Source organism: Brevibacterium ammoniilyticum (assembly GCF_038429965.1).
GTDB classification, from domain to species: Bacteria; Actinomycetota; Actinomycetes; order Actinomycetales; family Brevibacteriaceae; genus Brevibacterium; species Brevibacterium ammoniilyticum.
Map to the genome: position 1 here is coordinate 197030 of NZ_BAABNP010000002.1, position 13996 is coordinate 211025.

The window sequence follows — 13996 nt, forward strand, 5'->3', positions numbered from 1 at the left end:
CCGATGACGGCGACCACAGACGAACTCATCGTCACCCACCGACAGGACGTCGCGGCCGAGGTCATCGAACTCCGACTGGCACGGCCCGACGGTGGGAGACTGCCCGACTGGTCACCCGGCGCCCACATCGACCTCATCCTCGACAGCGGCACCATCCGCCAGTACTCCCTGTGCGGGGACCGGTGGGATCCGCACAGCTACCGCATCGCGATCCAACGCGAAGCCGCGGGCGACGGCGGCTCCCGGGAGATCCACGCGGCAGCCCACCCCGGCAGCCGCGTGCGCTTCGGCGGGCCCCGCAACAACTTCCGCCTCGCCCCGGCGAGCGAGTACCGCTTCATCGCCGGGGGCATCGGCATCACCGCGATCATGCCGATGGTCGACCAGGCCGAACGCCTCGGCATTCCCTGGCAGCTCCTCTACCTGTGCCGGGCACCGGAGCGCATGGCCTACCGCGAGCTGGCCGAACGCCACCCCGACCGGGTGCGGATCCACACGACGACGGGCGGGCGTCGGGCAAGCATCTGCGACTGGCTCGGCGACCTCGACCACTCCGCGATGGTCTACGCGTGCGGTCCGCAGGCCCTCCTCGACGCTCTGCCGAGCGAATGCGGGCAGCTGCCGCGGACGCGGATCCGGGTCGAGAAGTTCACCAACGACGCCCTGAACACGGCTCCCGTGAACACGGACCCCTACGACATCGTCCTCGAGAGCTCCGGCCGTGTCATCCGCGCGGACGGTCACGAGAGCGTCGCCGAGGCGCTCGGCCGCAACGGCGTCGGAGTCATCACCTCGTGCTCGCGCGGGGTCTGCGGAACCTGCGAGGTCGGCGTGCTCGACGGTGCCGTCGACCATCGGGACGCGCTCCTCGACGACACCGAACGCGCCGCCGGCGCCTGCATGCTCCCCTGCGTCTCCCGGGCCGCCGGACCCCGCCTCGTCCTCGACCTCTGAGACCCCGCCCAGGAAGGAACCGCTGATGACCGCCCCACCCACCGCGACCCAGGCCCCCGTCGACCCCACGATCCCCACCGTCGACGTCGATCCCTTCGCCGAGGAGGTCCTCGCCGCTCCCCACCCCATGCACGCCCGCATCCGCGACGCCGGCGACGTCGTCTGGATCCCCGCCTACGGCGTCTACGCGGTCGCCCGCTACCAGCCGGTGAAGGAGACCCTGGAGAACTGGCAGGACTTCTCGAGCGCCGCGGGTGTGGGCCTGGCGAACTTCCGCTACGAGGAGCCGTGGCGGCCGCCCTCGCTGCTCCTCGAGGCGGATCCCCCACTCCACGACGCGCCCCGGTCCGTGCTCCAGCGCATCCTCGGACCCCGCCGGGTCCGCCGGTTCGAGGAGGACTGGGCGCAGACCGCCGAGCAGCTCGTTGCCTGTCTGCTCAGGCACGGCGAACGCGACGACGAATCCGCGGTCGTCCTCGATGCCGTGCCGACGATCGCCGAGGCGTTCCCGCTGTCGGTCTTCCCCGCCGCTCTCGGCCTCGGCGGAGACGGTCTGGAGAACCTCCTGCCGTACGGGAACTTCGCGTTCAACGCCTTCGGGCCGCGCAACCGGCTCGTCACCGAGGATGAGGAGCGCATCGGTCCCGTCGTCGACTGGGTGTCTCAGCAGTGCCCCCGGGAAGCGCTGGCCGAGCCCAGCCTCGGCGCGGACATCTGGTCGACCAGCGACGATGCGGACATCACCGAGGCCCAGGCCCCGCTGCTCGTCCGCTCCCTGCTCACCGCGGGCGTCGACACCACCGTCTACGGGATCGCCGCGACTCTCTGCCATCTGGCGGCCAACCCCGAGCAGTACGCACGACTGCGGTCCGAACCGAGCCTCGTCCCTGCCGCCATCGAGGAGGCGCTGCGCCTCGAATCCCCCGTCCAGACGTTCTTCCGCACGACGTCCAAGGACGTGACCATCGGCGGTCACGCGATCCCAGCCGATGCGAAGGTGCTCATGTTCCTCGGGGCGGCGAACCGGGATCCACGCCGGTGGGAGCACCCCGACGAGTTCGATCTCGACCGTGACCCTTCCGGTCATGTCGCGTTCGGATCCGGCATCCACCAATGCGTGGGCCAGCACGTCGCCCGGCTCGAAGCGGCCTCGATGGTGAGGGCTCTGCTGCCGGCGGTCGAACGCATCGAGTTCACCGCCGAACCCGAACGCAAGATCAACAACACGCTTCTCGGGTGGAAGTCCCTGCCCGTGCGCCTCATACCCGCCTGAGCCGGGATGGCACAATGCGAGGGTAAGTCCCGAACGCTCGCCAGCGCAGGAGGCTCCATGACCACCATCGGCTTCATCGGCGTCGGGGAGATCGCCTCGGCGATCGTCGACGGTCTCCGCTCCGAGCAGGCGAACGGTCCCGCGCCGGGCCCGGCAACGAGTTCGCCGGTGATCGTCCTCTCCCCGCGCAGTACGGATCGCTCGGCTGGGCTGGCCGCGAGGTACGAGGCCGTCGAGGTGGAGCAGAGCAACCAGGAGGTCATCGATCGCAGCGACCTCATCGTCCTCTCAGTCCTTCCCGGTCAGGTCGCCGAGGTGCTCGCCGACCTCGATGTCCCCGCCGACCGGACGCTGATCAGCGCCGTCGCCGGAGTCGCCGTCGATGTTCTCTCCGAACTGCTGCCGCACGGGCCGAGGATCGTCCGGGTCATCCCCTTGCCTGCCGTGCGCGAACGCCGCGGAGTCACCGCGGTCTTCCCCGCCGACGAGACCGTCGAGGCTCTGTTCGCCGAGCTCGGAGGAACCGTCGTCGCTGCGACCGAGGTGCTCTTCAGCACCCTGTCGGCGACGACGGCGACGATGTCCGCGCACTTCGCCTACCTCGAGGTCATCACCGACTGGCTCATCACTCAGGGCTGGTCGCGCACCGATGCCGAGGCGATCGTCCGCGGTCAGTTCGTCGGTCTGGGCTCGACACTGGCCGAAACGGACACTCCCGTCTCCGAACTCGTCGCCGCCCACGAGACGCCGGGCGGACTCAACGCTCAGCTGCGCAGCACCTGGATGGATGACGGCAACAGGGCTCGGCTTGCGGCCGCGCTCACTGCGGTCCTCGACCGGGTCACCGGTTGAACCGGGTCGCCTCCCCAGCAGAACCTGCCGGTGCCTGGGCTACTCTGTGCTCATGCTCTTCATCGAGACCGAACCGCATGCTCCCGCCGGCCGTTTCGCCGAGTGGATTCCCGACGCCACGATCGTCCGCCCCTTCGCCGGCGATCCGCTCCCCGACCGGGTCACAGAACCTCTCATCGTCTTCGGCACCGAGCTCGACCGCGGCGGCGATGAGGCCATGCCGTGGCTGCCGCAGGTGAGGGCTCTGCTCGCCCAGGCCGTCGCGGATTCCATCCTCACTCTCGCCATCGGCCTCGGCGCCCACCAGCTCGCTCTGGCCACCGGCGGCACGATCAAGGCTCCGAAGACGGAGCGCACCGTGTTCGGCAATGTCTTGGTGGTCCGCACACCCGACGGCGAGACCGATCCCCTCGTCTCCCAGATGCCTGCCGATTGGTCGTCCGTCGGCGCCGGATGGGCCGAACTCGAAGCGAAGCCCAAAGGTGCCGTCCAAGTCGTCAGACCACAGTCGAAGTCGAAAGCGTCCCGTCCCCAGATCTTCCGCGCCGGCACCTCGGCCTGGGGTGTGACCTTCCACCCCGAGGCGACGATTCCCGATTTCCTCACGTGGGGAACGGTGTTCGCCCCCGACGCTTCGGAGTCCTCGGTGAGCTTGCGGACGACGGTGATCAACGCCTTCTACCCCACGCTCGCGAAGTACGGTCAGCAGCTCGCCGAAGCGTTCGCCGCGCTGGCCGACAACGGCCCGCGACTCACCTCCCCCGCCCCGGAGGCGAATACGGAAGTGGAGTCCGCCGCCGAGATCACCGTGGCCCTCGACACCCTCGCCGCCGAACTCCTCGCCCCCGAGGCCGCACTCGACCGCATGCGGGCATTGGCCGTCATCGAGTTCCTCTGCGACCCCGAATGGCCCCGCGTCACCTGCACCACCACCGGTGACACCACGGTCGCACAGTGGGACAACGGCGGCGGCGACTCCTTCGCCGTCGTCGGCACCGGCGCCGAGACTCTGCTGCGTGCCTTCGACCACGAATCCGCGACGAGCCCCGCCGAGGTCGGCGCGGTGTGGCCCGGACTCCTCGACGGCCTGCCCGCGGCCCTCGCCCCGTGGTCCGAGAGTCCGGAGTTCGACGACGAACCCGGCGAGCCCTTCATCACCCTTGCACTGTGGAGCACCGACGGCACCTGGCAGCACGGCACGCCGCGCCTCCACGACGGTCAGGCCCCCACCGTCACCGACTGGATGCTCGGACCGATCCGCTCGGCCTCGACACCCCGCGATCTCGCCGACGACCTCAACCGCTACTACGACCTCGACCTCACCGCACGCCATCTCACCCCCATCCTCGGCGGCCGCCCCCTCACCGAACAGATCGCGCGGAAGATCAACCCGGACGCCGACTGGGATGAGGTCCGCGCGGCGGCTGAGAAGGCCGGCTACCCCATCGCCTGAGACGCCGCGGCCGACCCGGCGGACCCCGACGCAGATCACACCGAGGCGATCCCTATAATCGCAATCATGCCTCAGCCGTCTCCCATCACCGTCTCCATCACCCGCACCGTCCTGCCCGGACACCACCGGCGCTTCAACGCGTGGGTCCAAGCCGGCCAGGAACTGGTCCGCGAGAGGAACGGATACCTCGGCTCCGGGTGGATCCGCACCGCACCCGACTCCGACGAATGGCACGTCCTCTACCGCTTCGCCGATGCGAAGTCGCTCAAGGCCTGGGACGAGTCCGACGACCGTCGGTGGTGGATCGACAGCGCCGCCGAACTCGTCGAGACGACCAAGGTCGAACACCGCACGGGCATCGAAGGCTGGTTCGAACCTCAGGGGGAGAACGCGGTGACGATCCCGGAGACCGTCGTCCCGCCGAGGTGGAAGCAGGCGGTGAGCATCTTCCTGCCCTTCTTCCCCCTCAGCCTGCTCTCGACGTTCCTCCTCATGCCGCACCTCGAGAGCTGGCCGCCGGTGCTCGCGGTCCTCCTCAACATCTGCATCCTCACTCCGCTGATGACCTACATCTTCCTGCCCGTGAGCACCCGGCTGCTGCGCCCGTGGCTGCAGAAGCCCCGGAACTGAGCTGCGGGGTCCCAACCCCAGCCGATCCCGCAGGCGCCTGGGCTAGTCTGTGCCCATGCTCTTCATCGAGACCGAACCGCTTGCTCCCGCCGGTCGCTTCGCCGAGTGGATTCCCGACGCCACGATCATCCGCCCCTTCGCCGGTGATCGGCTCCCCGACCGGGTCGCAGAACCCCTCATCGTCTTCGGCTGCGCTCTCGAACGCGGCGGCGATGAGGCCATGCCGTGGCTGCCGCAGGTGAGGGCTCTGCTCGTCCAGGCCGTCGAGGATTCCCTTCCCACCCTGGCCATCGGACTCGGTGCTCAGCAGCTTGCCTTGGCCACCGGCGGCAGAGTGGCGATGCCGAAGAAGACGCTTGAGACGTTCGGCTGGATCGCCCACATCGGCGATATCTCCGTGGAGAAGACCCCTGCGGGTGAGACCGACCCCTTGGTCGCCGCACTCGGTGTAGATGTGAAGTCGATCGGAGCCGGATGGAACGACCTCAGGGTCCGCCCCAAGGGGGCCGCGCAGGTCTTCACGCACAGCCCGACCCACTCATCCACCCGCCCACAGATCTTCCGGGTCGGCAGCGCCGCGTGGGGTGTGACCTTCCACCCGGAGGCAACAGGGGACGACGTCGCCCGATGGTTGGGGATCTTCGCCCCCGAAACCTCGGACGATGGAATCGCACTGCGAGTGGACAACGTCAGGATGTTCCTGTCGAAGATCACCGAGAGCAGCAGACAGCTCGCGGAGAGCTTCTCTGCCCTGGCCGCTCGAGGACCACGCCTGGACAGCACCGAGATCATCTCTCAGGACGAAGCCGACAGCGCCGCCGAGGCGAAGGCCGCATCCGCCCTCGACACCCTCGCCGGTGAACTCCTCGCCCCAACTGCGGCGACCGAGCGGATGCGGGCGCTGGCCGTCCTCGATGCCATCTGCACAACCACACGACCCCGGTTCACCTGCACCAGTTCAGGCGGGATGACGATAGCGCGCCTCGACGAGGGCGGAGGCGATCGGTTCGGCATCGCCCGGACCGATGATGGGGTTCTGCTGTGGGCCTTCGATCACGAATCACCGATGAACATCGCCGAGACGGGCGAGGTGTGGCCGGGCCTCCTCGAGGGACTGCCCGAGCCGCTCGTTCCGCTCTGTGAGAGTGAAAAGCTCAACGGCGAGCCCGGCACGCCGTCCATCACCCTGGCCCTGTGGAGCACCGGAGAGACGTGGCAGCACGGTGCGCCCAAGGTCCGCGAGGGAATCAGGCCCGAAGAGACCGACTCGATGCTCGGATCGGTGAAGGCGGCGAGGACCGGTGCCGACATCGCCGAGGACTTCGGCCACTACTACGATCTCGATCTCACGCCACGCGACGTCGACCCCCTCCTCGCCGGGACACCGCTGACGCCGGCGATGGCCGCGCAGATCAGGGCCGAGGCCGACTGGGACCATGTTCGCACGGTCGCCGAGGCAGCCGGCTACCCCGTCGCCTGAGCCGGGCGCCGCACAGGACCGCCGGCCGGGTGAGGCCGACACCGAGTTCGCTCAGAACAGGCCGGTGATGTCCCCGTCCTCGGTGACGTCGATCTTCAGCGCCGACGGCTCCTTCGGCAGGCCGGGCATCGTCATGATGTCACCGGCGATGACGACGACGAACCCGGCGCCCGCTGACAGCCGCACATCGCGCACTGCGATGATGTGACCGGTCGGCGCCCCACGCAGGGTGGGGTCCGTGCTCAGCGAGTACTGGGTCTTGGCCACGCAGATCGGCAGGTCACCGTAGCCTTCGTCGGCGAACTGCTTCAGCTTGCGCCTGACCTTCGCGGGGATGTCGACATCGGCGGCACCGTAGATGCGCTGGGCGATCGTGCGGATCTTGTCCTCGAGCGGCGCGTCGAGCTCGTAGCTGTAGCGGGCCCGCTGCGCGGCGTCACCGTCCCCGGCACTCTCGGCGGCCTCGACGACCGCCTCGGCGAGGGGGACCGCACCGGTGCCGCCGTCGGCCCAATGCGTGGATTCGACGGCGGCGATGCCGAGCCCGTGGAGGTGGTCGAGCGCCGCCGCCATCTCCTCGTCGGTGTCGCTCGGGAACCGGTTGACGCACACGACCGGGGTGAGCCCGAAGATGTCGCGGAGGTTCGTGCAGTGGTGGACGAGGTTGCTCATGCCCTCGATCACCGCCTCGGTGTTCGGAGTCTGGACGTCGGCCACCTCGACGCCCCCGTGGTACTTCAGCGCGCGCAGGGTGGCGACGACGACCACAGCTGAGGGCCAGATGCCTGCGGCCCGGCATTTGATGTCGAGGAACTTCTCCGCCCCGAGGTCGGCGCCGAAGCCCGCCTCCGTGACGACCCAGTCCCCGAGGGTGAGTGCCGCCTTCGTCGCGAGCAGGCTGTTGCAGCCGTGCGCGATGTTCGCGAACGGTCCCCCATGGATGAACGCCGGAGTGTGTTCGAGGGTCTGGACGAGGTTGGGGGCGAGGGCATCGCGCAGAAGCGCGGTGAGCGCTCCGGCCGCACCGATGTCGGAGACGGTGATGGGCTTGCGGTCACGGCTGTGGGCGACCACGATGCGTCCCAGCCGCTCCTTGAGGTCCGCCACCGAGGTGGCCAGGCAGAACACCGCCATGACCTCGCTGGCGACGACGATGTCAAAGTGGTCCTCCCTGGGCACTCCCCCGTTGAGACCGCCGAGGCCGATCGTGACGTTGCGCAGGGCCCGATCGTTGAGGTCGACGACGCGGCGGATGTGGATGCGGCGGGGGTCGACGTCGAGTTCGTTGCCGTGGTGGATGTGGTTGTCGAGCATCGTCGCGGCGAGGTTGTTGGCCGCGGCGATCGCCGCGAAGTCACCGGTGAAGTGGAGGTTGATGTCCTCCATCGGCACGACCTGCGCGTACCCTCCACCGGCTGCTCCGCCCTTCATACCGAAGACCGGTCCCATGCTCGGCTCGCGCAGCGCGAGCACGGCGCGCCCGATCTCAGGGTTCGTCTTCGCCAGTTCGTTGAGCCCGTCGGTGAGTCCGATGCTCGTCGTCGTCTTTCCTTCGCCGGCCGGGGTCGGGCTCATCGCGGTGACGAGGATGAGCCTGCCGGGTGTGGCGTTCTGCGCGGCGGCGTCGAGGACGTCGATGGGAACCTTCGCCTTGGTCCAGCCGAAGGGGATGATGTTCTCGGGGTTGAGGTCGAGGGAGGCGGCGACGTCGACGATGGGATCGAGCTCAGCCGCGAGGGCGATGTCAAGGTCAATGCTCATAGTGCCCATCATGCCTGCCATAGGGCGATTTGTGACCGCAGACACCCGATGAATCTGCTGGGTGCGCTGCCGCGGGTTCGGCGCATTCCTCACACTGCCGCAGCGCCTGGAATCGCCATCGCCTCAGCGCTGCCTCTTGACGTCGACTCGACCTGTGGGCCTACCGTCGGTGCATGGGCATCGACATCTCCCGCACGACCGTCACCCTCGACATCGGGACCGATGAGTCTCCCGCCGAGGCGGTGACCTGGAGTCTCGGACCCCGCACCGGGTTCGGCCTCGGCGATGTCGTCATCTGCCACGGCACGCCGTGGTCGTCGCGGATGTGGCTTCCGCTGGCGAAAAGGCTCGCGCGAGACCACCGTGTCCTGCTGTGGGACATGCCCGGCTACGGGGACTCGATCACGCCTGCTGAAGCGGCTCCACCGGTCGACCTCGTCGCCCAACGGCGGCGGCTCGCCGCCCTCATCGACGATCGCGGCCTCAAGCGCCCGCACGTCATCGCCCACGACATCGGCGGGGCGGTCGCCCTCGGCGCCCACCTGTTCGAGGGCGTCGACTTCGCCTCCATCCACCTCAGCGACATCGTCACCCTGACACCGTGGGGGTCGCCGTTCTTCCGCCTCGTCGCCGAGAACGAGGAGGTCTTCGCAGCCCTCCCACTCGCCCTCCATCGGGCGCTCGTGCACGCGTACATCGCCGGGGCGGCCGGCCCGCATCTGCCCGCCGGCTGGGTGGACGAGCTTGCCCGACCGTGGTCGACGCCGCACGGTCAGGCGGCGTTCTACCGCCAGATCGCCGCACTCTCACCGGCGCACACCGCACCGATCACCGCCCGCCTCGGCGCCGTGCGCGCCCCGGTGCGCATCAGCTGGGGTGAGGCTGATCCGTGGATCCCGGTCGAGCAGGCGGACCGGCTGGCCGCGGCACTGCCGGGAGATGTCGACCTCACCCGCTTCCCCGAGGTCGGGCACCTCGCGGTGCTCGAAGCGCCCGCCGCGTTCGCCGCCGAGGTGAAGGGGTGGCTCAGCTCAGCTGGAGATCCGTGATGCAGGTGGCCCCGTCGGGCTGGGTCGAAAACGTCGCGCTGCCGCTCCGGTCGCCGGCGCTGATCGTCACCGTCCCGTCGACATCCCGGGGCAGCCAGAAGCCGACGAACCCGTTGTCGAACGTCCGCGTCGACTCCTTGACCAGCGTCTTCCCCGTCGCGTCGTCGACGATCGTCACCTCGACCGGGGTGTTCGCCATCTCCCCCTGGCACGTCGTGAGGCTGTGGTAGAAGCAGTCGTGGGTCTGCGAGACGTAGGGGGCGATCGCGACGTAGCTCTTGTCCTGTGGCAGCGGCAGCGCGACCTTCCCGGCGGCGTCGGCGAGGACGAGCCGGTCCGGTTCGATCGAGGCCGTGAACGCGGTCGGCCGCTGCTCCTCGGTGAGCCGGTCGAGGGTGTCGATGATGCCGACGGCATCCTGACCGACCATGCCGTAGGCGGAGAGGAAGCCCGCCGCGGCGCTCGCAGAGGCCGAGGCCTCCGCCTTCGGGTCGTCCGCCCCGGTCGATGCGCACCCGCTCAGTGCCAATGTCAGGGCCACTCCGGCGATCGCCAGTCTCTTCACGTCAGTCCCGCTTCCGCATCTCGCTGCTGGGTCGTGCACCGGCCGCAGCCGCACACTCGACCATCGTACCCAGCGGGGGTATCCGCTCACAAAGCGCGCTGCCCGACGCCTGTCAGCCTCGGTGGTGGGCGACCCGGAACTCCTCGGGCACCGAACCGTCGCCGACGGCCAGCCCGGCGGCGAGTTCGCCGAGCAGCGGGGCGAACTTCGCCCCGTGGCCCGAACATGCCGAGACCACGACGACTCCGCCGGCCTCGTCGATGACGAAGTCCTCGGTCGGGGTGTTCGTGAACAGGCACGTCGTCTCCGCATACGGCTCGGGCACGAGCCCGGGCAGGTACCGCTGCGCATAGTCGATCATCCGTGCCCGCATCGCCGTGGTGATCTGCCCGTCGGCATCGAGCGCCGAGGCGATGACCCGACCGCCGTTGAACTGCGCGAGCTTCTGTCCCGCGAAACCGGCGTCGCGGCCTCCGGGCAGCCCGTAGGTGAAGATCTCGCCGGTCTTGTGGATGAACGTCGGCCACGGATCGTCGCGTCGGACCGGCCTCTCACCGTCCCGGTACGGCAGGTGGAAGGCCTGCTCCTCGCGCACCTCGAAGTCGGGCAGTGACTCGAGGAAGCCACGCGGCAGTCCGAGGTGGCCGAGCAGGGCCGGCAGCCAGGCGCCGGCGGCGACGATGACTCTCTCCCCGTCGACGGCTCCCCCGTTCGCCGAGGTGACGCGGAACCCACCGCCGGCCCGCCGTCCCACCTCGGCGACGGTCCAGTCCTCGAGCACCCGGGCCCGACCGCTTGCGACCGCGAGACGCAGCATCGCGCTCACCGCGGTCTCCGCGTCGATCACCCCGGCGGCCGGGTGCCAGAGGACTGCGGTGTCGAAGGCGAACTGGGGCCAGCGGGCGCCGGCCTGTGCGGGGCTGAGGACCTCGTGGTCGATGCCGGCGGCGGCGAAGAGGGCGGCGAGCTCAGCGGTGTGCCTGGCCTCTCCGTGGTCGAGGGCTCCGGTGGTGATGATGAGCTCGGTGCCGGCGGCGCGTTCGACGTCGTCCCACATGGCGCGGGCGGCGACGACGAGGTCGAGATAGAGGCGCTGCGGGTAGGCGAAGCGGAGGATGCGGGCCGAGCCGTGCGAGCTGCCGTGGGCGTTGGCGGGGGTGTGCTGTTCGAGCACCGTGACGTCCTCGCCGCGCATGGTCAGCGCATAGGCGGTCGCGGCACCGGCGAGACCGGCGCCGATGACGATGTGCTCGGTCATGGCGAACCCTCCGGACGAGTGGGACGAGCCTCGTCGTTCAGACTAGTCCGGTTGCCCGAATGCGGCGAGTCCGGCTCAGGCCGTGGGCACGAGCTCCCGGCGGTTGGCGGCCATGATGAACAGGGCCACGGCGAGGGCGGCGACGGCGATCGCACCCCAGATGCCGACGACGGCCCACGCGGCGCCGCCGAGGACGAGCAGCGGCGCGAAGGTCACGGCGGCGACTTCGACCGGGATGACCGGGAGGTAGGCCAGGGAGAAGTCCTCGAGGGTGCGCGAATTGAGCTTGGGGTCGACGATGCGCAGCAGCGCGATGCCCGTGGCCACGGCGCCGGTCGCCCAGCCCCACGTGAAGAGCTGGCGTTCGAACCAGCCCTCGTTCATCACCCGGGGAGCGACGAAGAGGCCGAGGAAGAGGCAGAGGGCGAGGCCGACGATGAAGAGGATGAGCAACGAGAGCCACTGGTCGGCGACGAAGCTCGGGACGACGGAGGCGATGCCGCAGACGATGAGGACGTCCGTGGCGGTGCCGGAGATCGAGTTCTGCGTCTCCTTGTCGATGAATTTCGTCGTCTTCGTCGCCGAGAGCAGGCCGCGCAGCACGAGGCCGACGATGAAGGCGATCGAGAAGAGCGGGAACGTCACCGAGGGCATGACCTCGCCGAGGATGAGGTTGACGCCGAAGGCCCCCGCGGCGACCGTGGCGACGATGCCGGCCTGGAAGGTCAGGGATTCGATCGCGCTGCCGGAGAACATGTGGGTGCCGATGCGCGGTTTGTCCTCGGCGTGGTCGAGCACGCCGGTGCGCAGTTCCGCGGGCACTTCGCTCAGGCCGACGAACTCACGGGCGTAGCCCTTCTTGGCTCCGAACTTCGCCTGGATGATGCCGCCGACGATGCCGGTGAGCATGCCCACGGTCGCGGCGGTGAATGCCAGCGACTGCACGGCGGGGTCCCCGGCCTCGGTGAAGACCGTGCCGATCGCCGCGGCCGAACCGAAGCCGCCGGCCCAGCCGGCGAAGAGGAGGAGGCCCACGGAGTCGGGGGCGCCGAGGAGGGGGCCCAGGAGCAGAAGCACGAGTCCCATGCCCAGTGCCGTCTGCGTCGCGTAGATGAGCACGCCGTAGCTGGCGAAGCCGGCCACAGAGCGGCCGATCTTGAAGATGTTGAAGTCGCTCGTCAGCGACAGGCACGCGAAGACGACGACGATGAGCAGCGAGGAGTACGTGCCGAGCTGATCGGAGAACGGCAGCCAGCCCAGACCGTTGGGTCCCATCGCGAGTCCGAGGAATCCGGCGATGACGCCGGCGGGGACCATCATCGTCTGGAGGACCCTGATCCGGGCGCGCAGGATGGTGCCGATGACGAGGAGTCCGCCGATGAGGCCGGAGTCGACGAGCAGGGCGTAGGGGCTGAACTGTGTGGGATCCACGGCGGGTGTCTCCTTGGTCAGGGCATGCCGACGGGCACGCCGAACGGCATGGCGGTGCAATGGACGACGGCCGTGCCGTCGAATTGTGGGGCTGCGAGGCCTACTTCGAGTCAGACGGCATTCCAGCAGCGGAAAACGCACTGCACGCGATCACGGGCAGATCGCATTCGGCCTTCCGGCTCACCGGTGACGTCGGCAACAAGGCGGCAGGGTCAGCGACCCCGCGCCGAGCCTTCACTGACGCAGAGCCGAGGGTCATGATCGCATGAAGTCCCAGGCGTCGGAGACAATGCTTTGGAGGCCCAACTCCGGCTTCCACCCCAGTTCCTCGAGACCACGCGAATTCGAAGCGACGAGTGAGACCGGGTCGCCATCGCGGCGCGGTGACTCCTCAGCAGGAATCGGATGTCCGGTGACGGACCGGCAGGCTTCGAGAACCTGGCGCACGGTGTAGCCGGTTCCGGAGCCGAGGTTGATGATGTTGTGGCGACCGGATTCCGCACGCTCCAGCGCGAGCAGGTGGGCCCGTCCGAGATCGACGACGTGAAGGTAGTCGCGCAACGCAGTTCCGTCGACCGTGTCGTAATCAACTCCGAAGATCTGAGCGGTCTCCTTCTCACCTTTCGCCACCTTGAGGAGATTGGGGATCAGGTGGGATTCCGGATCATGGCGCTCCCCGAAGCGACCGCGGGCCCCGCCCACGTTGAAGTAGCGCAGTGAGATCGCTCCGATGCCGTGAGCTGAAGCATAGAAGCGAAGCATTTGGTCCACCGCCAACTTGGAGGCTCCATAGGCGTTCATCGGGTTCGCAGGTGTGTCCTCCGTGATCGGAGACTCGTCAGGTTGGCCATACGTCGCCGCAGTAGACGAGAAGACCATGGTGGGGATCTTCGTCTTCCGAACGGCTTCCAGCAAGGCGTACGATCCGACGACGTTGTTCTCCCAGTACACCTCTGGAGAAGTGACGGACTCTGCTACAAGAGATTTGGCAGCGAAGTGGAGAACCCCGTCGAAGTTTCCTTCGGCCAACACCGGAAGGCAATCGTGAATACGCATCTCAACGAATTCAGCTCCCTCAGGGACCGCGTCCCGATGACCGGTGGACAGATCGTCGATCACCGTCACAGAATGCCCGGCATCGAGCAGCTGAGAGACGACCACCGAACCGATATATCCGGCACCACCGGTTACCACCAGGTTCACAATATTTCCTCTCGGTTAGACTTCGTCGGTGAGCCCATCGTAGGAGGTTTCGCGGGAAGGTCGCGAATCGTCGACAGCTGCCGCCGT

At 68.6% G+C, this 13996-nt stretch carries 12 protein-coding genes; 7 read left to right on the top strand and 5 right to left on the bottom strand.

What is annotated here, in order from left to right; translation table 11 throughout:
* The first annotated feature begins 3 nt into the window (after positions 1 to 3).
* The 6 genes from AAHA49_RS02920 to AAHA49_RS02945 all read left to right on the top strand — a co-directional run bounded on the left by AAHA49_RS02920 (position 4) and on the right by AAHA49_RS02945 (position 6642).
* Entirely contained in the window at positions 4 to 954 is a 951-nt protein-coding gene (locus AAHA49_RS02920; protein ID WP_342037148.1) for a PDR/VanB family oxidoreductase, read from the top strand.
* A 25-nt stretch (positions 955 to 979) separates the two neighbouring features.
* On the top strand, positions 980 to 2227 hold the full coding sequence (locus AAHA49_RS02925; RefSeq protein WP_342037149.1) for a cytochrome P450: 1248 nt from the start codon (positions 980 to 982) through the stop codon (positions 2225 to 2227).
* A gap of 57 nt (positions 2228 to 2284) precedes the next feature.
* Positions 2285 to 3079 (top strand): NAD(P)-binding domain-containing protein, encoded by a 795-nt coding sequence (locus AAHA49_RS02930; RefSeq protein ID WP_342037150.1) that lies wholly within the window; start codon positions 2285 to 2287, stop codon positions 3077 to 3079.
* Between the two features lie 52 nt (positions 3080 to 3131).
* Complete coding sequence (locus AAHA49_RS02935; protein WP_342037151.1) at positions 3132 to 4532, top strand: hypothetical protein; 1401 nt, start codon at positions 3132 to 3134, stop codon at positions 4530 to 4532.
* A 66-nt stretch (positions 4533 to 4598) separates the two neighbouring features.
* Positions 4599 to 5162: an antibiotic biosynthesis monooxygenase gene (locus tag AAHA49_RS02940; protein ID WP_009376284.1), complete on the top strand. Its 564-nt coding sequence runs from the start codon at positions 4599 to 4601 to the stop codon at positions 5160 to 5162.
* Between the two features lie 55 nt (positions 5163 to 5217).
* Positions 5218 to 6642: a hypothetical protein gene (locus tag AAHA49_RS02945; protein WP_342037152.1), complete on the top strand. Its 1425-nt coding sequence runs from the start codon at positions 5218 to 5220 to the stop codon at positions 6640 to 6642.
* 51 nt (positions 6643 to 6693) lie between these two features.
* On the opposite strand, the gene AAHA49_RS02950 is transcribed toward AAHA49_RS02945, so the two are convergent.
* Positions 6694 to 8403, bottom strand: coding sequence for a formate--tetrahydrofolate ligase (locus tag AAHA49_RS02950; protein WP_342037153.1), 1710 nt, complete (start codon positions 8401 to 8403; stop codon positions 6694 to 6696).
* A gap of 173 nt (positions 8404 to 8576) precedes the next feature.
* Between AAHA49_RS02950 and AAHA49_RS02955 the strand changes: the two genes are divergently transcribed.
* On the top strand, positions 8577 to 9452 hold the full coding sequence (locus tag AAHA49_RS02955; protein ID WP_342037154.1) for an alpha/beta fold hydrolase: 876 nt from the start codon (positions 8577 to 8579) through the stop codon (positions 9450 to 9452).
* Here the strand turns inward: AAHA49_RS02955 and AAHA49_RS02960 are convergent.
* From AAHA49_RS02960 to galE, 4 genes are all read right to left on the bottom strand, one after another.
* Positions 9430 to 10017 (bottom strand): CueP family metal-binding protein, encoded by a 588-nt coding sequence (locus tag AAHA49_RS02960; protein WP_342037155.1) that lies wholly within the window; start codon positions 10015 to 10017, stop codon positions 9430 to 9432. The two genes, AAHA49_RS02955 and AAHA49_RS02960, sit on opposite strands and share 23 nt — an antisense overlap.
* A gap of 112 nt (positions 10018 to 10129) precedes the next feature.
* The gene (locus AAHA49_RS02965; RefSeq protein WP_342037156.1) at positions 10130 to 11275 is read right to left on the bottom strand and encodes an FAD-dependent oxidoreductase; all 1146 of its coding nucleotides are present in this window, start codon (positions 11273 to 11275) and stop codon (positions 10130 to 10132) included.
* Positions 11276 to 11350: 75 nt separating this feature from the next.
* Positions 11351 to 12706, bottom strand: a complete 1356-nt coding sequence (locus AAHA49_RS02970) for a sodium/glutamate symporter (protein ID WP_339392060.1) — start codon at positions 12704 to 12706, stop codon at positions 11351 to 11353.
* A gap of 255 nt (positions 12707 to 12961) precedes the next feature.
* Positions 12962 to 13909, bottom strand: a complete 948-nt coding sequence (gene galE / locus AAHA49_RS02975; protein ID WP_342037157.1) for a UDP-glucose 4-epimerase GalE — start codon at positions 13907 to 13909, stop codon at positions 12962 to 12964.
* Between the last annotated feature and the right edge of the window lie 87 nt (positions 13910 to 13996).

Excerpts from the sequence above, each read along its gene's own strand:
- AAHA49_RS02935 (WP_342037151.1), top strand. The coding sequence starts at position 3,132 with ATGCTCTTCATCGAGACCGAACCGCATGCTCCCGCCGGCCGTTTCGCC.
- AAHA49_RS02950 (WP_342037153.1), bottom strand. The coding sequence starts at position 8,403 with ATGAGCATTGACCTTGACATCGCCCTCGCGGCTGAGCTCGATCCCATC.
- AAHA49_RS02925 (WP_342037149.1), top strand. The coding sequence starts at position 980 with ATGACCGCCCCACCCACCGCGACCCAGGCCCCCGTCGACCCCACGATC.
- AAHA49_RS02945 (WP_342037152.1), top strand. The coding sequence starts at position 5,218 with ATGCTCTTCATCGAGACCGAACCGCTTGCTCCCGCCGGTCGCTTCGCC.
- AAHA49_RS02955 (WP_342037154.1), top strand. The coding sequence starts at position 8,577 with ATGGGCATCGACATCTCCCGCACGACCGTCACCCTCGACATCGGGACC.
- AAHA49_RS02930 (WP_342037150.1), top strand. The coding sequence starts at position 2,285 with ATGACCACCATCGGCTTCATCGGCGTCGGGGAGATCGCCTCGGCGATC.
- AAHA49_RS02965 (WP_342037156.1), bottom strand. The coding sequence starts at position 11,275 with ATGACCGAGCACATCGTCATCGGCGCCGGTCTCGCCGGTGCCGCGACC.
- AAHA49_RS02940 (WP_009376284.1), top strand. The coding sequence starts at position 4,599 with ATGCCTCAGCCGTCTCCCATCACCGTCTCCATCACCCGCACCGTCCTG.
- AAHA49_RS02920 (WP_342037148.1), top strand. The coding sequence starts at position 4 with ATGACGGCGACCACAGACGAACTCATCGTCACCCACCGACAGGACGTC.